The organism is Duganella sp. BJB476 (genome assembly GCF_003416895.1).
In the GTDB taxonomy this organism is placed as follows: Bacteria; Pseudomonadota; Gammaproteobacteria; order Burkholderiales; family Burkholderiaceae_D; genus Rugamonas.
This window is the reverse complement of the sequence record NZ_QVIO01000004.1, coordinates 529,382-550,037: the sequence shown is the minus strand read 5'-3', so window position 1 is coordinate 550,037 and position 20,656 is coordinate 529,382. Positions and strand designations below refer to the sequence as shown.

Sequence of the window (20,656 nt, the reverse complement as noted above, 5' to 3'; positions counted from 1 at the left end):
CGCGAGGCTGCGGCTTTTTGAGTTTGCTTACTCTGCAGCCGGCTCCTCGGCGGCAGCCTCGACAGCCACTTCCGGCGCATCCACCGCTTCTTCCGGCGCATCGCCCGCTTCCTCGTCCTCGTAGTCCAACTCGGCATCGGCGGCCACCGTTTCGGTGGTCGGGATTTCCAGAATGCGGGCTTCGATGGTCAGGTCCACTTCGTCCCAGCGCAGGATGTCCAGCTTGACCTGCGCGCCGCGCGCCACTTGCGGCATGCCCGGCATGCGGATGATCAGCGGAATATCGACCAGGCGCAGCACCTCGTCCTTCAGCACCACGGCCTCGACCTGGCGCGCGTCCTGCTGGCCCAGCCAGCGCAGGCACCAGTAGCGTTCCATGTTCGACTGGTGATCGCCATAGGCCGCGTACGCCGCGTCGAACTGCGACACGATCGCGAACAGGTTGGCGTCCTTGTGCTTGAAGTGCGCGACCAGCGGCGCGGTCACGCCGTGCTCGGCGCAGGCCAGGATCTGCCATTGGTTGACCAGGTCGGTATAGCGGCGCAAAGGCGACGTGCTCCATGCGTACTGGTCCACGCCCAGGCCCTGGTGCGGCGCCGCATGGGTCAGCATGCGCACCTGCATCTTGGCGGCCCAGCCGCCCACGCCCTGGCCCTGGCTGCGGTAAATGCCCGGCACGCCATGGTCGTGCATCAGCTTGCCCCAGGTGCTGTTGGCGAAGATCATCAGTTCGGCGACGATCTTGTCCAGCGGCGCGCCGCGCTTGCGGCGGCTGACCGTGACCACGTCGTCTTCCACGTAGAAGTTGAAGTCCACGCGGTTGTTCTGTTCCGGCTTCAGGCCGAAGCCTTCGCGCTTGACCATGCGCGCCGCTTCCAGCACTTGCGCCCATTGCCAGATCAGGCCCAGCGATTCCTTGTGCGGATAGTCGCCCTCGCCGCTGGCCAGCGTTTCTTCGTTGACCAGGTCGTCGAGGTCGTTGTGGCGCAGGTTGTTCGCGATCGGCACCATCTCGGCGCGGGTCTCGGTGGCGAGCACCGACCAGTCGGCCGGGTTCAGGGTGGCGTACAGCGACAGCGCCGGGCAGGTCTTGCCCTCGGCCAGCGTGAATGCTTCGACGATGGAGTCCGGCAGCATGGTGATCTTATCGCCAGGCATGTAGACGGTGGACATGCGCGCGCGCGCCATCTTGTCGACCGCGTCGTCCGGCTGTATGCCCAGGCCAGGCGCGGCGATGTGGATGCCGATCTTGAGGTTGCCGTCGTCCAGCCTGGTGACGGAGAAGGCGTCGTCGATCTCGGTGGTGGTGACATCGTCGATCGAGAACGCTTGCACGTTCGCCAGCGGCAGCTTGGTCGGCGCCACCGGCACCGGCACGTCCGGGAAGCCGGCGCCGCGCGGGAAATTCTCGAACAGGAACTTGGCCATGTGCAGCGCCTTCGGCGACGCCACACCACCGGCCGCCAGCATCAAGCGCTGCGGATTGGTGTGCAGCTCGTTGCAGGCCGCTTCCATCGCCTTGTATTCGATCGAATTCTTGTCCGGCTTGAACAACAGCTGCATGACGATGTTCTGCATCGAGGCCGGCAATTTGTTGGCCTTCAGCTCTTCGACGTACTCGGCCTGCACCAGCGCCTGCTGTTTCTTTTTCTCGATGCCGGCTTGGGCGGCGCGCAGCGATTGCTCGGGCGCGGCCTTGTAGCGGCCGCGGCCTTTTTTGTAGAAGTAGATCGGCGCCGAATGCAGGCTCAGGATCAGGCCGGCGGCTTCGGCCGGCAGCGGCGCGTGGCCGAAGTATTCCGCGCCCAGTTCGGCGAAACCGAATTCCTCTTCGCCCGCCACTTCCCACAGAAAGTCGAGGTCGATGCCGGCGGCGATCGCCTTGGCCTGTTCCATCAAATCCGTCGGCGACGGCTTCTCGTACTGCAGCAGCACGTCCTTGATCTTGACCTTGGTGCGCTTGCCGCTGGCCATTTCAACCTGGTAGGCCTCGCCCGCTTGCGACATCATGGAGCCGACCTTGAAATCGCCGGATTCTTCGAAAAATAGATTCATTGCTAGCTTCTGTTCGTTGTTATTAGTTTCAATTCCAGCACGGAAGGCAGAAACACTTCCGTCACCAGCAGGGTACCCTGACGGCGCCGATATAAACAGCGCCGTGCATACAATATGAGTTCTTGCGGACCATCCAACCCGAGCGCCTTGCGCGCGCGCTGCGCCAGGGGATGTCCTTCCCGCAATCTTGCAAATTCCAAAACACCGCGCCGCACTTGCGGGTCGCCAAACAAGGTCGATCCCAGCGAGCGCTCGCCCAGTGCGCTGAACAATGGCCAGTCCGTGGCCGTGGCCGACATCGGCACCACCGTGTGCGCGAACACCACAGGCGTATTATCACACCGCAACAGCACTTCCCTCTCCCAGACGCGGCCGGGCCTGTGCATGCCGATCGCCACCGCCTCGTCCGTCAGGCAGCGCGCCGTGGTCTGATGCAGGCACTGCACGCGGAACGCCCGGCTATGATCCTTCAGCTTGGCGGTCAGCGAACCGTCGGCCGTCAGCCACTCGCGGTAGGCGTGCGGCGCATTCAGCGCCAGCACATGCGGCTGCCACTGCGTCTGCCGCAGCGACGCGCCACGCGTAGAGGCCGTCACTGCTGTGCCTCGATACCGCAAAACTCCAGAACAGACTCCACATAGTCGGGGAACTCGGAAATGGCATGGTCGCTGCCTTCGATGACCTGCTGGCGCGCGCCCGCATAGTGCGCCACCATGTCGCGATAGTCCAGCACTTCGTCGCCGGTGGCGGCGATCAGGAAGTAGCGCTCCTGGCGCGTGACCGGGTTGACGGCCAACGCGCGCAGTTCCTCGATGTATTCGCGCTTGAACTCGAACGGCTCGTCGGAATGGTATTGCGTGGTCACGCCGACATGCTTGTCCAGGTCCTTGAGCGGCACGATGGCCGGGTTCAGCAGCACAGCACGGCAGCCGATGCGCTCGGCCAGCCAGGTGGCGTAGTAGCCGCCCAGCGAAGAACCGACGATGGTCAGCTCGCTGGCAGGAATGCCCTCTATTAAAGAGAGCGCCAATTCCATCGCCAGCTTCGGTGAGGCCGGCAACTGCGGGCAGATGAACTGCGCCGACAAACCCAGCGCCGCCATGCGTTCGCCCATCACGCGCGCCTTCATCGATTTTGGCGACGAGCGGAATCCGTGCAGATAAAGAATCATCGCGCCAGCGCTTCCAGGATCTTGTTGTGCACGCCGCCGAAGCCGCCGTTGCTCATCACGAGGATCTGGTCGCCCGGCTGCGCGGCCTTGACGATGGCGGCGACCAGCACGTCGATGTCTTCATAGGCGCTGGCGACCTGGCCCAGCGGCGCCAATGCATCGCCCAGGCTCCAGCCCAGCGCCTGCTGGCTGCCGAAGCCGAACACCAGGTCGGCGTCGGACAGGCTGCCCGGCAGCGCATCCTTCATCGCGCCCAGCTTCATGGTGTTGGAGCGAGGCTCCAGCACGGCCAGAATACGCGCTTGTTTGCCTATCTTCTGGCGCAGGCCGCCGACGGTGGTGGCGATGGCGGTCGGATGGTGGGCGAAATCGTCATAAACAGTAATACCGTTTACCACGCCGCGCACTTCCATGCGGCGCTTGACGTTCTCGAAGGTGGCCAGCGACTTGGCCGCCTGCGCCACCGGCACGCCTACGTGACGGGCGGCGGCGATCGCGGCCAGCGCGTTGGCGCGGTTATGCTTGCCGGTCAGGCTCCACTCCACGCGACCGGCCACTTCGCCGCCGAAGATCACGTCGAAGCTGCCGTCATCGTATTCGTTCATCGCCCAATCGGCACCTTCCGTGCGGCCGAAGCTTTCCTTCTCGCTCCAGCAGCCGCGCTTCAGCACGCGTTGCAGCGCCGGCTCGTCGGCGTTGAACACGACGCGGCCGATGCCGGGCACGGTGCGCACCAGGTGATGGAATTGGGTTTCAATCGCGCCCAGATCGGGGAAGATGTCGGCGTGATCGTATTCCAGGTTGTTCAGGATCGCGGTCTTCGCGTGGTAGTGCACGAACTTGCTGCGCTTGTCGAAGAAGGCGGTGTCGTACTCGTCGGCCTCGATGACGAAGAAGATCGAATCCTTATCGCCTTGCATGCGCGCCGAGACGCCGAAGTTCATCGGCACGCCGCCGATCAGGAAGCCGGGCGCGTAGCCGGCGTCTTCCAGGATCCAGGTCAGCATGGCCGAGGTGGTGGTCTTGCCGTGCGTGCCGGCCACGGCCAATACCCATTTGTCTTTTAATATGTGGTCACCGATCCACTGCGGGCCGGAAACGAAGGGCAGGCCGCGATTCATGATCTCTTCGATCAGCGGATTGCCGCGCGAAACCACGTTGCCGATCACGTACAGGTCGGGGTTGAGCTGCACCTGCTCCGGGCCGAAGCCCTGTATCAGTTCTATGCCCTGGGCTTCCAGCTGGGTGCTCATGGGCGGATACACGTTGGCATCGCAACCCGTCACGCGGTGGCCCGCTTCTTTTGCCAGGACGGCCAGGCCGCCCATGAAGGTGCCGCAAATACCGAGGATATGAATATGCATAGTGATCAAGACGACGATTGAATACGGGATTTTACCTGACCCGACGCCCTTTTCCCGGTTAAGAGTATTATCTCGTCCATGACGCCGAATGTTATCGAAGAAGTCCTGCTGCTGCGTGCGGAGATCGCCGCGGCCGCCGCACGCCTGATCGCCCAGGATGGCCTGGACTACAACGCGGCCAAGCGCAAGGCCGCCAAGCAGATCCTCGGCGACACCCAGCCGCCGCCCAACCTGCTGCCGGACAACGCCCAGATCGAGGCGGAAGTGCGGATCTACCAGTCGCTATTCCATGCCGACACCCAGCCCGCGCGCCTGTTCCGGCTGCGCACCCTGGCGGTCGACATCATGGATGGCCTGGCAGCCTTCCATCCCTACCTGACCGGCGCCGTATTAAATGGCACGGCCGGCCCGCACGACGACATCCACCTGCAACTGTTCGCCGACAGCGCCAAGGAAGTGGAGATCTTCCTGCTGAACCGTAATTTGCAAATCGACATCTCCGAGACGCCGCACTTCAAGGGCCCGCGCCACGGCTCGGTCGAAACGGTCAGCTTCATGTGGCACAAGGAAGGCGTGCACGCCGCCTTATATGAGCTGGACGATTTGCGCGGCGCCGTCAAAACCCGTGGCGATGGCAAATTGATGCGCGCCGATATCGCCGCCGTACGCGCCCTACTAGTTAACAGTACTCACGAAAAACCTGATCAAACTCAACCATGAACCAAAAACATCTCGCAGCCTACGTTGTTGTCGCTTTGCTATTCGCCGCCTCCGGCGCCTATGTCGGCTTAAATAAAAAACCGCCGGCACCGCCAATCACCACCACCCAGCCGGCCGGCGTCACCGGTCCGGTGGACGCCTTATATAAGCAGTCCCTGCCGGACGCAAAAGGTGTCTCGCAGTCCCTGGCCCAATATAAAGGCAAGGCCATGCTGGTCAATTTCTGGGCTCCGTGGTGCGGTCCCTGCGTGCAGGAGATGCCGGAGCTGTCGGCGCTGGCCGCCGGAGAAGAGGGTAAGAAGCTGCAAGTTATCGGAATTGGTATAGATTCGCCAACAAATATCGCCGAATTTAGCGACAAGTTCAAAATCAGCTACCCAGTCTTCGTGGCCGGCATGGCCGGCACTGACCTCTCGCGATCGTTCGGCAACGGCGGCGGCGGCCTTCCCTACACGGTGTTGATCGGCGCCGACGGCCAGGTCAAGAAGACCTATCTGGGCCGTCTGAAGTTTGACGAACTGCGCAAGGACCTGGCAACTCTGTAAATAGTTTCACAAGTTTTTTTCTCTTGCCAATGCCGGCGGTTGGCGGCAAAATGCGGAACTTTCGCGGAAAACGGTCCTGAACCCATGGCAAAAAACCTCCTACTGCTCAACGGTCCCAACCTGAATTTACTGGGTAGCCGTGAGCCTGAGGTCTACGGCGCTAGCACTTTGGCCGACATCGAACACGCTGCCCAGGCACAAGCCCAGGCAGCGGGCGCGAGCTTGTCCTGCTTCCAGAGCAACCACGAAGGGGCGCTGATCGACCGCATCCATGCCGCCAGAGCGGAAGGCGTGGACGCCATCGTCATCAATCCGGGCGGCCTGACGCATACCAGCGTGGCCTTGCGCGACGCCCTGGCGGGCGTGGCGATACCGTTTGTTGAAGTGCATATTTCGAATATTTACCAGCGCGAGTCGTTTCGCCACCACTCATTTCTTAGCGCGATCGCTATAGGTACTATTTGCGGACTGGGTATCGAAGGATATCGGTTTGCCATCGACTTCGTTCTTAAAAAGCGATAATCTACGCGATCTGCGCGCAATTTCGCGCGGCTCCGCTCAAAAAGCGCTGCCGTTCACACTTACATAACAAAGACATTCCTGGGGGTTACATGGATTTACGCAAGCTGAAGACCTTGATTGATTTGGTCGCGGAATCGGATATCGCCGAGCTCGAAGTGACCGAAGGCGAAAGCAAAGTACGCATCGTCAAGTCGTCCGCCCTGCCGCAAAACCAGATGGTGATGATGCAGCCGCAAGGCATGCCGCAATACCACGCCGCCCCGGCCCAAGCCGCCGCGCCAGCCGCCGCTCCGGTGGCTGCAGTCGCCGCCGAGCCGACCGGCCACGTGGTCAAGTCGCCGATGGTCGGTACCTTCTACCGTTCGTCCGCACCTGGCTCGCCGGCGTTTGTCGAAGTGGGCGCCGTGGTCAAGGAAGGCGACACCCTGTGCATCATCGAAGCGATGAAGCTGCTGAACGAAATCGACGCCGACAAGTCCGGCACGATCACCCAGATCCTGGTCGAGAACGGCCAACCGGTCGAATTCGGCCAGCCGCTGTTTGTGATAGGCTAAGACCGGCCTGCGCCCTCCCCATCGGTGACGGGCGCGCCGGCTTGGTCCGCATTCCCTCCTCTACCTGACGTTACCGGCCTGCCGGTGCTCACAGACATACGCGAACCTATCATGTTTGAAAAAATCCTCATTGCCAACCGTGGCGAAATTGCCCTCCGTATCCAGCGCGCTTGCCGCGAACTGGGCATCAAGACGGTTGTGGTCCACTCGGAAGCAGACAAAGACGCCAAATACGTGAAGTTGGCGGATGAATCGGTGTGTATCGGTCCAGCACCGTCGACGCTCAGCTACCTGAACATGCCAGCCATCATCAGCGCCGCCGAAGTGACGGACGCCGAAGCGATCCACCCGGGCTACGGCTTCCTGTCGGAAAACGCCGACTTCGCCGAACGCGTGGAAAAATCCGGCTTCGTCTTCATCGGTCCCCGCTCCGAATCGATCCGCATCATGGGCGACAAGGTCTCGGCCAAGCAAACCATGATCAAGGCCGGCGTGCCGTGCGTGCCAGGTTCGGAAGGCGCGTTGCCGGATGATCCGAAGGCGATCGTGCAAATTGCGCGCAAGGTCGGCTACCCGGTCATCATCAAGGCGGCTGGCGGCGGTGGTGGCCGTGGCATGCGCGTGGTGCATACCGAAGCCGCACTGATCAACGCCGTGGCGATGACCAAGACCGAAGCGGGCACCGCTTTCGGCAATCCGGAAGTCTACATGGAGAAGTACCTGGAAAATCCGCGTCACGTGGAAATCCAGATCCTCGCCGATGAACACAAAAACGCCGTCTGGCTGGGCGAACGCGACTGCTCGATGCAGCGCCGCCACCAGAAGGTCATCGAAGAGGCGCCAGCGCCTGGCATCCCGCGCAAGCTGATCGAAAAAGTCGGCGACCGCTGCGCCGAAGCTTGCCGCAAGATCGGCTACCGTGGCGCCGGCACCTTTGAGTTCCTGTATGAGAACGGCGAGTTCTACTTCATCGAGATGAACACCCGCGTGCAGGTCGAACATCCGGTCACCGAAATGATCACCGGCATCGACATCGTGCAGGAACAGATCCGCATCGCCGCCGGCGAGAAGCTGCGCTTCCGCCAGCGCGACGTGATGCTGTCCGGTCATGCCGTCGAGTGCCGCATCAACGCCGAAGACCCGTTCAAGTTCACGCCGTCGCCAGGCCGCATCACGTCCTGGCACGTGCCGGGCGGTCCGGGCGTGCGCGTCGACTCGCACGCTTATGCGGGGTATTATGTACCGCCGCACTACGATTCGATGATCGGCAAGGTGATCACTTACGGCGCCACCCGCGAGCAGGCGATCCGCCGCATGCAGATCGCGCTGTCGGAAATGGTGGTCGAGGGCATCCAGACCAACATCCCGCTGCACCGCGAGCTGATGGTCGACGCCCGTTTCATCGAAGGCGGCACCAACATCCACTATCTGGAACAAAAGCTGGCAGACATGCCAGACCTGCATAAACTGAGTTTGAGTAACAAGGCGCCACAATAATGAGCTGGACTGAAATCGTCATCGAAATCGCCCGCGACCACGCGGAAGCACTGTCGGAAGCCCTGATGGACGTGGGCGCACTGTCGGTGTCCGTGGAAGACGCGGACGAAGGCACCGACGCGGAAAAACCGCTGTTCGGCGAGCCGGGCATGGAACCGACCGAAGCGGCATGGGATCACAGCCGCGTAGTCGCCCTGACCAACGAAGACGACGACCAGGCCGTGATCGTGGCCGCCGCTGCAGGACAAGTCGGCTTGACCACTCTGCCGAAGTTCACCACCCGCAAGGTGGAAGAGCAGGACTGGGTGCGTTTGACCCAGTCGCAGTTCGCGCCCATCCATATCGGCAAGAACATCTGGGTCGTGCCGAGCTGGCACGAAGCGCCGGACGCCAACGGCCTGATCCTGGAACTGGATCCGGGCCTGGCCTTCGGCACCGGCTCGCACCCGACCACCCGTCTGTGCATGGAGTGGCTGGAAGCGAATCCGGCGCCGGGCAAGACGGTGCTCGACTACGGTTGCGGTTCCGGCATCCTGGCGATGGTGGCCAAGAAGGTCGGCGCCGGCGAAGTGGTCGGCGTGGACATCGATCCGCAGGCGATCGAATCGGCGGCCGACAATGCCGAACGCAACAAGTGCGAAATCGAGTACTTCCTGCCGGACACCTTCGCGCAATCGAAGCATGCGACGCAGCGTTTCGACATCGTGGTCGCCAACATCCTGTCCAGCCCGCTGAAGCTGATGGCGCCGATGCTGTCGGGCCGCGTGGCCGACGGCGGCGCGCTGATCCTGTCCGGCGTGCTGGCGCGCCAGGCTGAAGAAGTGGCCGCGGCCTACGCCCCGTTCATCAAGCTGGGCGTGTGGGCTGAGCAAGACGGCTGGGTGGCGCTGCACGGCCGCCTCGGCAGCGATGTGGTTCCAGCGGCGCGCTAACCACAGCAATGGCGCTCGCCACCAAATGCCCCCACTGCAACACGATATTTCGGGTCGCCCATGACCAGTTGAAATTACGTGGGGGCATAGTGCGCTGTGGCTCCTGCAATGAAGTCTTTGACGGCAACGCGGCCCTGCTGGAGCCGCTCGCCGCAGCGCCTCCGGCGCCCGCATCCTCCCCTACCCCACTGCCTGACACCACGCCCTTCGACCAGAAGATGGCCGCGCTGGACACCCGCGCCGCCGAAGTGCTGGGCAGCGAAACCGCAGAACCCATTTACACGCTTGAGCTCGATACCGCGATGGACGCGGTCGAAGCAGTCGAGCAGATCCACGCGCCCACCGCAGTCGAGCCCGAGCCGCTGGCTGACGCCGCCCCGCCATACGACGACGGGCGCTACGACGACGAACCGATCGCCACCAGCCCCCTGGCCCTGCCAGCCGAGCCGCCCAGCCTGCCGCCCGCCGTGGAAGAAGCGCTGGACCTCGACCTCGATCTGGACGTGGAGCCGGACGCCGAGCCGGAGCCGGAACCTGAACCCGAGCCCGAGCCTGTCTTAGCCGCCATCCCGGAACCGCAGTGGGACGCCGAACCCGAACCCGAAGCCGACGCCGAGCCGTTCGAAAACGCGCTCAGCATCGAAGCCATGTCGGACGAAGAACTGGAAGCCGCGCTGGAAGCCGAACTGGCCGTCATCGAGCAGGATGGCGCCGAGGCCGACGCCGCGCCCGTCGCCTTCACCTCCATGCTGGCCGACGAACGCCGCGAGCCGACGCTGGACGCCGCACCGGCCGCCGCCATCGCCGCCGCGTCCGTCAGCGAGGCCGAGCGCTTCAACGAACTCGAAGAAGTCGACGAGGAAGCGCTGGTGCAGCTGTCCTCCGCCGGCCTGGCCGAAGCCCAGATCCAGGCCGTCCACGCGCACGCACTGCTGCCGGACGAGTCCGCCACCGAGGAAGCCCTCGCCGCCGACGACGACGCCGAAGAACCCGGCTTCATCAAGCGCGACCGCCGCCGCCAGAAATTCGGCAAGGCCGCCACCATCGCCATGAGCCTGGGCGCGCTGCTACTGCTGGGAACCCTGGCGGCCCAGGGCCTGACCACCTTCCGCAACCAGATCGCCGCCGCGCTGCCGCCGCTCAAGCCGGCGCTGACCGCCGCCTGCAACGCGCTCGGCTGCAAGATCGAACTGCCGGCGCAGATCGACGACCTCGGCATCGAACAGGGCGAACTGCAAACCCTGAGCGAGACCACGTTCTCCTTCACCACCCAGCTGCGCAACCAGAGCGCCACCGCGCAAGCCTGGCCGCACATCGAACTGGTGCTGGACGACGCCAGCGACAAGGCCGTGTTGCGCCGCGTGTTCACGCCGCGCGAATACCTGGGCGCAGACGTCGCGCTGGACAAAGGCTTTGCCCCGCACACCGAACAATCTGTCAAACTGTACTTCGAATTAAAACAGCTGAAAGCATCCGGCTATCACATCGCAGTCTTCTATCCTTAAAGACCTATCATGACCCAGACCTCTTTGATTTGCGGTTCGATCGCTATCGACACCATCCTGCAATTCCCCGGCCGCTTCGACAGCATCCTGCTGGCCGACCAGCTGCACAAGGTCAACGTCTCCTTCCTGGCGCCGACCATGCGCACCGAGTTTGGCGGCTGCGCGCCCAATATCGCCTACAACCTGCAGATGCTGGGCGGCGAGCCGCGCATCGTCGGCGTCATGGGCCAGGACAACACCGCCTACATGGAGCGCTTCCGCAAGCTGGGCCTGTCCACCGACAACATCCTGATCAAACCGGAAGCCTACAACGCGCAGTGCTTCGTCACCGCCGATGAAGACAACAACCAGATCAACGCCTTCCACCCTGGCGCCATGTCGTACGCGCACGAGAACGACGTCGCCAAGGCTGGTCCTGCCGCGCTCGCCATCATCTCGCCGGACGGCCACCTGGGCATGAAGAAGCACGCCGCCGACCTGGCCAAGCTGCAGATCCCGTTCATCTTCGATCCGGGCCAGCAACTGCCGATGTTCAATGGCGAGGAGCTGATCGAGTTCATCAACAAGGCCACCTACGTCACCACCAACGACTATGAAATCGAACTGCTGATGGACCGCACCGGCCTGACCGTACCGGACATCGCCAGCCGCCTGGAAGCGCTGATCATCACGCGCGGCGAAAAGGGTTCGGAGATTTACACCGGCGGCCAGCGCATCGAGATCCCGGCCGTGCCGGTGGACGCGGCGATCGACCCGACCGGTTGCGGCGACGCCTACCGCGCCGGCCTGCTGTTCGGCATCACCAAGGGCTGGAAGTGGGAAACCACCGGCCGCCTGGCCAGCCTGCTGGGTGCGATCAAGATCGCCAGCAAGGGCGCGCAGAACCACAAGCTGACGGCCGCCGAGATCGCCGACCGCTTCGAAGCCGCCTTCGGCTACCGCTACTAAGCCGCACAACGGCAAAAAGCCCCGCCTGCCTGGACGCGCTCAAGAGCGCGCCCGGTGCAGACGGGGCTTTTTTTGTTTGGGGCGCGGGTCAGCGTCCGCTGAACAGCATGCCCAGCACCAGCAGCGCGATCTGCAGCAGGATCAGCGCCACCAGCAGCGACAAGTCCAGGTTGCCGACCAGCGGCACCACGCGGCGGATAGGCCGCAGCAGCGGCTCGTTGAGCGCGCGCACGAACGGCGCCAGCGGCGCATGCGGATTCACCCAGCTGAAGATCGCCTCGATCACCAGCAAGGCCATGAAGCCGTACAAAATCCATTCCAGGAAGCGCTGGAAGGCCATCAGCAGCACCAGCGGCGTGGTCCAGCCGGCCAGGTACATCACCGAGGTGGCCAGCAGCACGATCAGGAACGCCCCGATCAGGCTGGCCCAGTCATAGCCGCCCACGCCGGGCACGATGCGGCGCAGCGGGCGCACCAGCCAGTCCGACAGCTGGAAGGTAAATTGGGCCACCGATGCCGGTGGGCGGACACGGATCGCTTGCATCCAGAAACGTAACAATAAAGCCCCGCCCAACAGGGTGGCGATGGCGTCGACAATCAACTTAACGATACTAAGCACGAGTCCCCTCCAAAAAAAAGCCGCTGTGTGATTGTCTCACACAGCGGCCTATTGCCTCAGCAGGCATCGAAGCTATTTAATTAGCTAGGACGGGTGCTGGTTGGGAACGGCCATGCTGCGGCCGGTGCCAACACGGTTTTTGCTGCAGGAGCGGCGGCCGGAGCTGGAGCGGCTGGCTTGGCGACAGCTTCCTTCTTCGGTGCAGCAGCCTTTTTCGGCGCAGCTTTTTTCGCGACTGGCTTGGCAGCAGGAGCGGCGGCTGCCACTACTGGAGCTGCGGCCGGAGCGGCTACCGGTTTAGCGGCGGCCTTCTTGGCGACTGGCTTTTTAGCAGCTGGCTTGGCAGCAGCTGCTTTAACCGGCTTTTTTGCTGCTGGCTTAGCCGCGGCCTTTGCAGCCGGTTTGGCTGCTGCTTTTACCACTGGTTTTTTGGCGACAGCTTTTTTAGCTGCTGGCTTGGCTGCTGCTTTCGCTGCTGGCTTGGCTGCCGGTTTGGCCGCGACTTTTTTCGCTGCTGGTTTAGCGGCTACTTTTTTCGCTGCTGGCTTGGCGGCTGCTTTTTTAGCTGCTGGTTTGGCGGCTGGCTTGGCTGCTGCTTTTTTAGCTGCTGGCTTGGCGGCGGCTTTGGCGACGACTTTTTTAGCTGCTGGCTTGGCGGCGACTTTCTTCGCTGCTGGCTTGGCTGCTACTTTTTTCGCTGCTGGTTTCGCTGCTGCTTTAGCGACGACTTTTTTCGCTGCTGGTTTAGCTGCTACTTTTTTCGCTGCTGGCTTGGCTGCTGCTTTTTTCGCTGCTGGTTTAGCGGCTGGCTTGGCTGCTGCTTTTTTAGCGACTGGCTTGGCGACAGCTTTTTTCACTGCTGGTTTAGCTGCTGCTTTTGCTGCTGGCTTGGCTGCTGGTTTAGCGGCGGCTTTTTTCGCGACTGGCTTGGCAGCGGCTTTTTTCACAGCTGGTTTAGCGGCTGGTTTGGCGGCAGCTTTTGCTGCTGGCTTGGCGGCGGCTTTCGCTGCGACAGGCTTCTTCGCTGGGGCGGCGGCTTTTGCGGCCGGTTTCTTTGCTGCTGGTTTCTTTGCGGCTGTTGCCATTTTTAGTTCTCCTTCATCGGGGATGGGAAAAATTCATTACAAGATTTAAACCCGTCCGGCCCGGAATTAGGCCAGGCGAATTATTCATCGGCGCAAACGAACTACGGTTTGCGCTAATGAATTCGGCACCAGCTGAACTGCTGCAACCCCTCACGAGTGCAGCACTTCAGCCATCAACCTGGTCGCCGTCCGTGGCCGGTCGGCGCTCAGGTACAAATCTTGTTGCGACGTTTTGCGGGTGGTCGGGCGTGTACTCAGCTCCAGGGACCTACGTCGCTGACCTCCACCGTTTTCGTTTTCAAACAAAAAGCCGCCCAGCCTGAACCTAATCAGGCGAGACGGCTAAACAAAAACGGTGTGGTCTTGTGCATATCTGTGTGAATCTGTATCCCGTATCGCGATCATTTCTGCGGCGTGTGCGACGTCAAATTTCTGCACACTTCAAAACACGCATTTTCAATCTCGTAAAGTACACGAAAACCTTGTCGGTGCGCAACCAGCACGATAGATATTCACGCGCTTTTTTTCGCGTTAAGCGCTTCAACTCACATGCGCATGCCGATTCTGCATGCCTGCTTGCGTCGTCGCGCCGCGATGTGCGCGCTCAATCGAGTTCGAAAAAACGTTCGCGCTGTCGCGCGAAAAAGGAGTGCTTGAAAGCGCGCCTTGTGCCGCCTGGGTTTCTGCGACGCCGTCGTCGCCGGCGAAAAAATCCGCATCACCCGCTGTCGAATCCGAGAGCGCTTGCGCATCGCTTGCGCGCCGCCGCTACTCACTGTTTTAATTTCGTCGCGATTATGAGACAGAGTGCGGCGAATGGCAAGCAGAATACTGCGGTGCGCGCCGGCGTTGATGTGCTGCGATGCCGATCGCGACGACGTGCGCGCATCGCGCGCGCAAACGTCGAGCGTGTCGCGACGTGATGCGGCGCGCTCCTCGTCGCCGTTTTTGCAGCGGCATCTGCGCGACGGCGACGCGCCTCATCGCCTCACACAGTTCGCCGCAGCGAAGCGCCAGCAGATGTCGGCGCTGCGCTTCGAGTCGACGATGTCGGTGCGTGCGGACGGTGAGCGCACGGTGTGTTTACGCTATGAGTTCGCGGCGGACACTCGTCGTCGCGCTATGAGCCGCGCGGCGCAGGCTGCAAAGTTAAGGAGTAATATCTTAATCATTAAGCTGGCATATGCTCGATGGGAGGCAATATGTTTGACTTTATGATGGCGACCACGCCTGAGATCTGCGTCGAACTCGGACGCCGTTTGCGCGCGCGGCGCCTGATGCAAGGATGGTCGCAAGTGGAGCTTGCCCAGCGCGCAGGACTCTCCGGCGGCACGATCAAGAACCTGGAATCCAAAGGACAGGCCTCGCTGATGTCCTTCATCCAAGTCGTCGCGGCGCTTGGCCTTGCGGACGACCTGGGCGAACTTTTCCGTCTCAAGATCGTGTCGGTCGCCGCCATGGAAAAAGCGGAGCGGGCAAACCGCAAGCGCGCTCCGCGCAGAGCTGCAGTCAAATGAGACTGCTGAACGTCATCTTCAAAGGCTGGGGCGAACATTGGCCGCTCGGCATCCTCGCCGACAACGGCAGCGACATCCTGTTTGAGTATTCCCCTGAGGCGCTACGACGCGGCATGGAACTGTCGCCACGCCATCTGCCGCTGCGTGCCGAAGGGTTCAGCGGTTTTCCGCCGCATCAGCAACGGCTGCCCGGCCTGGTGGCCGATTCGCTCCCCGATGGCTGGGGCATGCTCCTGATGGATAAACTATTTCGCAAACAAGGTCGGACGCAGAGCAGCATCTCGCCGCTCGACAGGCTGGCCTTCGTCGGCGATCGCGGCATGGGTGCGCTCAGCTATGTGCCGCCCGATCCGCTACACCTGTCGCCGGACGACCTGCATCTACTGGACCTGGCGAATGCGGCGCGCACGCTAGCCGAGGGCAAGGACAGCGTCATCCTCAAACAATTGGTCCTGCTGGGTGGATCGCCTCACGGCTCCCGGCCCAAGGTACTGGTGCGCTTCGATTCGTCCAATGGCCAGGTCAGCACGCTCGACGAGGCGACGTGCGGCGAGCCCTGGCTGGTCAAGTTCCCCGCGCGAGGCGAGCATAAGGAAGTCTGCGCGGTCGAACATGTGTATGCCGAACTGGCGCGGCACTGTGGCCTGGACATGCCGGCGACGCGCCATTTCGATCTGGACCGGCGACTGGCGGCCTTCGGCGCCCGGCGCTTCGACCGCGAAGATGACATGCGCGTGCCGGTCCACACGCTGGCCGCCCTGCTGCAGGTCGACTTCCGGCTGCCGTCGGTCGACTACAGCACCTTCCTGCGCGCCACACGGTTGGTGACCGGCGATCAGCGGCAGGTCGACGCCGCGTTCCTGCGCTGCGTCTTCAATGTGCTGTTCAATAACCGGGACGACCATGCCAAGAACGTCTCATACCGGATGAGCCGGGACTGGCACTGGCAGCTATCGCCATGCTACGACCTGAGCTTCAATCCCGGCCCCGGAGGCGAACATCAGATGGCGGTCATGGGCGAGAGCCGGGCGCCCGGCCTGGATGACCTGCTGCGGTTGGCTGCGGATGCCGGCGTCACCAAACGGCACGCACGCGGCGTCATCGACGCGATGGCCGCGCAGACCGGTCTGTTTGCCGACCTGGCCCACAGCGCCCCTATCCGCGCCGCCACGGTCAAAGCCATCGGCCGCGCCATCCACGCCAATCGCGACCGCTTGAAATGAAAAAGCCTGGCGATTGCCAGGCTTTTTTTGGTTAAAACTTTACAAACAGCGTAACGATCAGTCCCAGTTCAGCGCGCCGCCGGTCTGGTATTCGATGACGCGGGTCTCGAAGAAGTTGCGTTCCTTCTTCAGGTCGATCATCTCGCTCATCCATGGGAACGGGTTGTCTTCCTGCTCGAACAGCGTCTCCAGGCCGATCTGGGTGGCGCGGCGGTTGGCGATGAAGCGCAGGTAGCCCTTGAACATGGTGGCGTTCAGGCCCAGCACGCCGCGCGGCATGGTGTCTTCGGCGTAGGCGTACTCCAGGTCCACGGCCTTCAGGAACAGCTGCTTGATCTCTTCCTTGAACGCAGGCGTCCACAGCAGCGGGTTTTCCATCTTGATCGTGTTGATCAGGTCGATGCCGAAATTGCAATGCATCGACTCGTCGCGCAGGATGTACTGGTACTGCTCGGCGGCGCCCATCATCTTGTTCTGGCGGCCCAGCGCCAGGATCTGGGTGAAGCCGACGTAGAAGAACAGGCCTTCCATCAGGCAGGCGAACACGATCAGCGACTTCAGCAGCTGCTGGTCGTTGTGCACGGTGCCGGTGGTGAAGGCCGGGTCGGTCAGCGTGTTGATGAACGGGATCAGGAACTCGTCCTTGTCGCGGATCGACTTCACTTCGTTGTAGGCGTTAAAGATCTCCGCCTCGTCCAGGCCCAGCGACTCGACGATGTACTGGTAGGCGTGGGTGTGGATCGCCTCTTCGAAGGCCTGGCGCAGCAGGTACTGGCGGCACTCAGGGGCGGTGATGTGGCGGTAGGTGCCCAGCACGATGTTGTTGGCGGCCAGCGAGTCGGCCGTGACGAAGAAGCCCAGGTTGCGCTTGACCAGACGACGTTCGTCTTCGGTCAGGCCGTTCGGGTTCTTCCACAGCTCGATATCGCGCTGCATGTTCACTTCCTGCGGCATCCAGTGGTTGGCGCAGCCGGCCAGGTATTTGTCCCATGCCCACTTGTACTTGAACGGCACCAGCTGGTTGACGTCGGTTTTGCCGTTGATGATGCGCTTGTCGTCGGCATTGACGCGACGCGCGACTTGCTCGGCGTTGGCTTCGCCGGTGGCCAGTGCGGCTTGATTGACAGCTTGCGGTGCGGCCGATGCGGCCTCTTCGTCCCAGGACAGCGACATGGTGGTTTCCTTCTGAATTCGGTGTAAAAAGAACCGCCCGGACGGGCCGGGACGGTTCACTCTCTATATTAGTACGTTTTTACTGGCAAGCTTCGCATTCCTCGAAGCCGTCGTCGCCAGGACGCAGGTAGCAGGCCGCGCCGTCGGCTTCGGCTTGCGCCACCGACGATGCCGCTGCCGCCGAACCCGCCAGGGCCGCCGTCGCCGGACCGGCCGCCGACATCGCGCTGGCCGACATGCCGCCGTCCACGGCCACCGCGTTCAGCGCGCCGGTCTTGGAGGTCGATTTCTCCGTGTGGGTGGCGGCGATGGTACGCAGGTAGTAGGTGGTTTTCAGGCCACGCAGCCATGCCAGCTTGTAGGTCTCGTCCAGCTTCTTGCCCGATGCGCCAGCCATGTAGATGTTCAGCGACTGCGCCTGGTCGATCCACTTCTGGCGGCGCGATGCTGCTTCCACCAGCCAGGTCGGCGACACTTCGAACGCGGTTGCATAAATGTCACGCAGGTCTTGCGGGATGCGGTCGATCTTGGCCAGCGAGCCGTCGAAGTACTTCAGGTCAGAGATCATCACTTCATCCCACAGGTCGCGCGCCTTCAGGTCGCGCACCAGGTAGGCGTTGATCTCGGTGAACTCGCCCGACAGGTTGGACTTCACGTACAGGTTCTGGAAGGTCGGTTCGATGCAAGCCGACACGCCAATGATATTCGAAATGGTCGCGGTCGGAGCGATCGCCACGCAGTTCGAGTTACGCATGCCGAACTTCTTGATGCGGTCGCGCACCGGGGTCCAGTCCATGGCGGCCGAGGTATCCTGCTCCAGGTAGCCGCCGCGTTCGTCGGCCAGCAGCTTGATCGAGTCCTGTGGCAGGATGCCACGATCCCACAGCGAGCCTTTGTACGACTGATAGTGGCCGCGTTCTTCGGCCAGTTCGGTCGAAGCCAGGTAGGCGTAGTAGCACACCGCTTCCATCGAGGTGTCGGCGAAGGACACGGCTTCGTTCGACGAGAACGGAATGCGCATCATGTGCAGGCAGTCCTGGAAGCCCATCACGCCCAGGCCCACCGGACGGTGACGCATATTGGCGTTGCGCGCTTTGTCGACTGCGTAGTAATTGATGTCGATCACATTGTCCAGCATGCGCATGGCGGTGCGGATGGTCTTTTTCAGCTTGACGTGATCCAGCTTGCCCTCTTTCATGTGGGCTGGCATGTTGACCGAACCCAGGTTGCAGACGGCGATTTCGTCAGGGCCGGTGTTCAGCGTGATCTCGGTGCACAGGTTGGAGCTGTGGACCATGCCGACGTGTGACTGTGGCGAACGGATGTTGCATGGGTCTTTGAACGTGATCCATGGGTGGCCGGTTTCGAACAGCATCGACAGCATCTTGCGCCACAGGTCCAGCGCGGCGATCTTCTTGAACACGCGGATTTCGCCGGCGGCGGCCTTGGCTTCGTAGCCCAGGTAGGCTTTTTCGAAGGCCTTGCCGACCAGGTCGTGCAGGTCAGGCGTGTCGGACGGCGAGAACAGGGTCCAGTCGCCTTTTTCCATCACGCGCTTCATGAACATGTCCGGGATCCAGTTGGCGGTGTTCATGTCGTGGGTGCGGCGGCGGTCGTCGCCGGTGTTCTTGCGCAGGTCCAAGAACTCTTCGATGTCCATGTGCCAGGTTTCCAGGTAGGCGCAGACCGCGCCCTTGCGCTTGCCGCCCTGGTTGACCGCGACGGCGGTGTCGTTGACCACTTTCAGGAACGGCACCACGCCTTGCGATTTGCCGTTGGTGCCCTTGATGTGGGCGCCCAGTGCGCGCACAGGGGTCCAGTCGTTACCCAGGCCGCCGGCGAATTTCGCCAGCAACGCGTTTTCCTTGATGGCGTCGTAGATGCCTTCCAGGTCGTCCGACACGGTGGTCAGGTAGCACGACGACAGCTGCGAACGCAGGGTGCCCGAGTTGAACAGCGTCGGGGTCGACGACATGAAGTCGAAGGTCGACAGCAGGTTGTAGAACTCGATGGCGCGCGCTTCGCGGTCGCTTTCGTTCAGGGCCAGGCCCATGGCGACGCGCATGTAGAACGCCTGCGGCATTTCGATGCGGACGTCGCGGACGTGCAGGAAGTAGCGGTCGTACAGGGTTTGCAGGCCGATGTAGCCGAACTGCAGATCGCGGTCGGCGACCAGCGCCTTGGCCAGGCGGGCCAGGTCGAACTCGGCCAGTTTGACGTCCAGCAATTCGTTGGTGATGCCCTTGGCGATGTATTGCGGGAAGTAGGTCACGTATTCGGCGGCAGCGGCGCCCTGCGCGACTTCCTTGCCGAAGACTTCCTTGCGGATCGTGTGCAGCAGGATGCGGGCCGTCACTTGCGAGTAGGCCGGATCTTTTTCCATCAGCGCGCGGGCGGCCAGGATGGCGGATTTGTGCAGTTCTTCGACCGGCACGCCGTCGTACAGGTTCTTCAGCGTCTCGGCCAGGATGGCGTCGGCGTCGACGTGCTTTTCCAGGCCGATGCAGGCGGCGTTAATCAGGCCGGTGACGCGGTCCATTTCCAGCGGCTTGCGCTCGCCGTTTTCCAGCACGTGGATTTGCGGTGCGTCGATCGTGGCGGCGGCGCCTTGGGCTTCCTTGGCGGCGCGGCGCTCTTCCATGTGCTTGGCGCGATACAGCACGTAGGCGCGGGCGACATCGTGTTCGCCGGAGCGCATCAGCGCCAGTTCAACCTGGTCTTGCACGTCTTCGATGTGGAAGGTGCCGCCCGATGGCTGGCGGCGCACCAGTGCGGTGACCACGCTGGCGGTCAGCTGTTCTACCAATTCGCGCACGCGCGCCGAAGCTGCGCCCTGGCCGCCGTTAACGGCCAAAAAGGCCTTGGTCACGGCGATGGCGATTTTCGACGGTTCAAACGCGACGACCGCGCCGTTACGGCGGATGATGCGGTAGTCACCGAGATCGCTGGCGGCCGTGACCGGGCTGCTGGCGGTGCTCGCAGCGGCTGCTGGTACCAGCGCTGGATTGATGGTGATGTCTTGAGTAGATTGCATTTAAGCTCCCCGATAACAGCGTGCAGTCAGTGCTGCGCGACGTAATGTTGTATGAAAAAAGGCCAAAATGAAGCGACCTGCCAAACCTGCCTGGCTGGTTAAACTGCAATAAAATGGGTGATGAACTGGCCTTGTCGGCTTGTAAATAGTTTAAGAACCAGTGTCATGAGAACTACTATATCTAGTGATTGG

At 62.2% G+C, this 20,656-nt stretch carries 19 protein-coding genes; 11 read left to right on the top strand and 8 right to left on the bottom strand.

Going from position 1 to position 20,656, the window contains the following annotated elements; all coding sequences use genetic code 11:
- Positions 1-27: 27 nt before the first annotated feature.
- Genes D0T21_RS19025 through mpl form a run of 4 tightly spaced genes read right to left on the bottom strand, consistent with a single transcriptional unit; the run spans position 28 to position 4,590 of the window.
- Positions 28-2,055 carry a ribonuclease catalytic domain-containing protein gene (locus D0T21_RS19025; protein ID WP_116991623.1) on the bottom strand — a complete coding sequence of 676 codons (2,028 nt, stop codon included), beginning with the start codon at positions 2,053-2,055 and terminating at the stop codon, positions 28-30.
- A 2-nt stretch (positions 2,056-2,057) separates the two neighbouring features.
- On the bottom strand, positions 2,058-2,651 hold the full coding sequence (locus tag D0T21_RS19020; protein ID WP_116991624.1) for a chorismate lyase: 594 nt from the start codon (positions 2,649-2,651) through the stop codon (positions 2,058-2,060).
- Positions 2,648-3,226 carry a YqiA/YcfP family alpha/beta fold hydrolase gene (locus tag D0T21_RS19015; protein ID WP_116991625.1) on the bottom strand — a complete coding sequence of 193 codons (579 nt, stop codon included), beginning with the start codon at positions 3,224-3,226 and terminating at the stop codon, positions 2,648-2,650. The genes D0T21_RS19020 and D0T21_RS19015 overlap by 4 nt, the downstream gene beginning before the upstream one ends.
- Positions 3,223-4,590 carry a UDP-N-acetylmuramate:L-alanyl-gamma-D-glutamyl-meso-diaminopimelate ligase gene (gene mpl, locus D0T21_RS19010; protein WP_116991626.1) on the bottom strand — a complete coding sequence of 456 codons (1,368 nt, stop codon included), beginning with the start codon at positions 4,588-4,590 and terminating at the stop codon, positions 3,223-3,225. The genes D0T21_RS19015 and mpl overlap by 4 nt, the downstream gene beginning before the upstream one ends.
- A gap of 78 nt (positions 4,591-4,668) precedes the next feature.
- On the opposite strand from mpl, the gene D0T21_RS19005 reads away from it, so the two are divergent.
- The 8 genes from D0T21_RS19005 (at position 4,669) to D0T21_RS18970 (ending at position 11,813) form a co-directional block, all read left to right on the top strand.
- Positions 4,669-5,310: a hypothetical protein gene (locus D0T21_RS19005; RefSeq protein WP_116991627.1), complete on the top strand. Its 642-nt coding sequence runs from the start codon at positions 4,669-4,671 to the stop codon at positions 5,308-5,310.
- Positions 5,307-5,855 (top strand): TlpA disulfide reductase family protein, encoded by a 549-nt coding sequence (locus tag D0T21_RS19000; RefSeq protein ID WP_116991628.1) that lies wholly within the window; start codon positions 5,307-5,309, stop codon positions 5,853-5,855. Before D0T21_RS19005 ends, D0T21_RS19000 begins: the two co-directional genes overlap by 4 nt.
- A gap of 84 nt (positions 5,856-5,939) precedes the next feature.
- Positions 5,940-6,377 carry a type II 3-dehydroquinate dehydratase gene (gene aroQ / locus D0T21_RS18995; protein WP_020701157.1) on the top strand — a complete coding sequence of 146 codons (438 nt, stop codon included), beginning with the start codon at positions 5,940-5,942 and terminating at the stop codon, positions 6,375-6,377.
- Between the two features lie 89 nt (positions 6,378-6,466).
- Entirely contained in the window at positions 6,467-6,931 is a 465-nt protein-coding gene (accB, locus tag D0T21_RS18990; RefSeq protein WP_116991629.1) for an acetyl-CoA carboxylase biotin carboxyl carrier protein, read from the top strand.
- A 111-nt stretch (positions 6,932-7,042) separates the two neighbouring features.
- Positions 7,043-8,428 (top strand): acetyl-CoA carboxylase biotin carboxylase subunit, encoded by a 1,386-nt coding sequence (gene accC, locus D0T21_RS18985; RefSeq protein WP_116991630.1) that lies wholly within the window; start codon positions 7,043-7,045, stop codon positions 8,426-8,428.
- Positions 8,428-9,360, top strand: a complete 933-nt coding sequence (gene prmA, locus D0T21_RS18980; RefSeq protein ID WP_116991631.1) for a 50S ribosomal protein L11 methyltransferase — start codon at positions 8,428-8,430, stop codon at positions 9,358-9,360. The genes accC and prmA overlap by 1 nt, the downstream gene beginning before the upstream one ends.
- Before the next feature lie 8 nt (positions 9,361-9,368).
- Entirely contained in the window at positions 9,369-10,865 is a 1,497-nt protein-coding gene (locus D0T21_RS18975) for a DUF3426 domain-containing protein (RefSeq protein WP_116991632.1), read from the top strand.
- A gap of 9 nt (positions 10,866-10,874) precedes the next feature.
- Positions 10,875-11,813: a carbohydrate kinase family protein gene (locus D0T21_RS18970; RefSeq protein WP_116991633.1), complete on the top strand. Its 939-nt coding sequence runs from the start codon at positions 10,875-10,877 to the stop codon at positions 11,811-11,813.
- An 88-nt stretch (positions 11,814-11,901) separates the two neighbouring features.
- On the opposite strand, the gene D0T21_RS18965 is transcribed toward D0T21_RS18970, so the two are convergent.
- Both D0T21_RS18965 and D0T21_RS18960 read right to left on the bottom strand, forming a co-directional pair.
- Positions 11,902-12,414, bottom strand: a complete 513-nt coding sequence (locus D0T21_RS18965; RefSeq protein ID WP_116991634.1) for a YggT family protein — start codon at positions 12,412-12,414, stop codon at positions 11,902-11,904.
- A gap of 98 nt (positions 12,415-12,512) precedes the next feature.
- Positions 12,513-13,517, bottom strand: a complete 1,005-nt coding sequence (locus D0T21_RS18960) for a transcriptional regulator (protein ID WP_116991635.1) — start codon at positions 13,515-13,517, stop codon at positions 12,513-12,515.
- 816 nt (positions 13,518-14,333) lie between these two features.
- On the opposite strand from D0T21_RS18960, the gene D0T21_RS31775 reads away from it, so the two are divergent.
- Genes D0T21_RS31775 through D0T21_RS18950 form a run of 3 tightly spaced genes read left to right on the top strand, consistent with a single transcriptional unit; the run spans position 14,334 to position 16,257 of the window.
- Positions 14,334-14,735 (top strand): hypothetical protein, encoded by a 402-nt coding sequence (locus D0T21_RS31775; RefSeq protein ID WP_147328134.1) that lies wholly within the window; start codon positions 14,334-14,336, stop codon positions 14,733-14,735.
- Entirely contained in the window at positions 14,720-15,034 is a 315-nt protein-coding gene (locus tag D0T21_RS18955) for a helix-turn-helix transcriptional regulator (protein ID WP_116991636.1), read from the top strand. Before D0T21_RS31775 ends, D0T21_RS18955 begins: the two co-directional genes overlap by 16 nt.
- Positions 15,031-16,257 carry a type II toxin-antitoxin system HipA family toxin gene (locus tag D0T21_RS18950; RefSeq protein WP_116991637.1) on the top strand — a complete coding sequence of 409 codons (1,227 nt, stop codon included), beginning with the start codon at positions 15,031-15,033 and terminating at the stop codon, positions 16,255-16,257. Before D0T21_RS18955 ends, D0T21_RS18950 begins: the two co-directional genes overlap by 4 nt.
- A 57-nt stretch (positions 16,258-16,314) precedes the next feature.
- Here the strand turns inward: D0T21_RS18950 and D0T21_RS18945 are convergent, their stop codons facing one another.
- The gene (locus D0T21_RS18945) at positions 16,315-17,430 is read right to left on the bottom strand and encodes a ribonucleotide-diphosphate reductase subunit beta (RefSeq protein ID WP_116991638.1); all 1,116 of its coding nucleotides are present in this window, start codon (positions 17,428-17,430) and stop codon (positions 16,315-16,317) included.
- A 79-nt stretch (positions 17,431-17,509) separates the two neighbouring features.
- Entirely contained in the window at positions 17,510-20,464 is a 2,955-nt protein-coding gene (locus D0T21_RS18940; RefSeq protein WP_116991639.1) for a ribonucleoside-diphosphate reductase subunit alpha, read from the bottom strand.
- Positions 20,465-20,656: the final 192 nt, after the last annotated feature.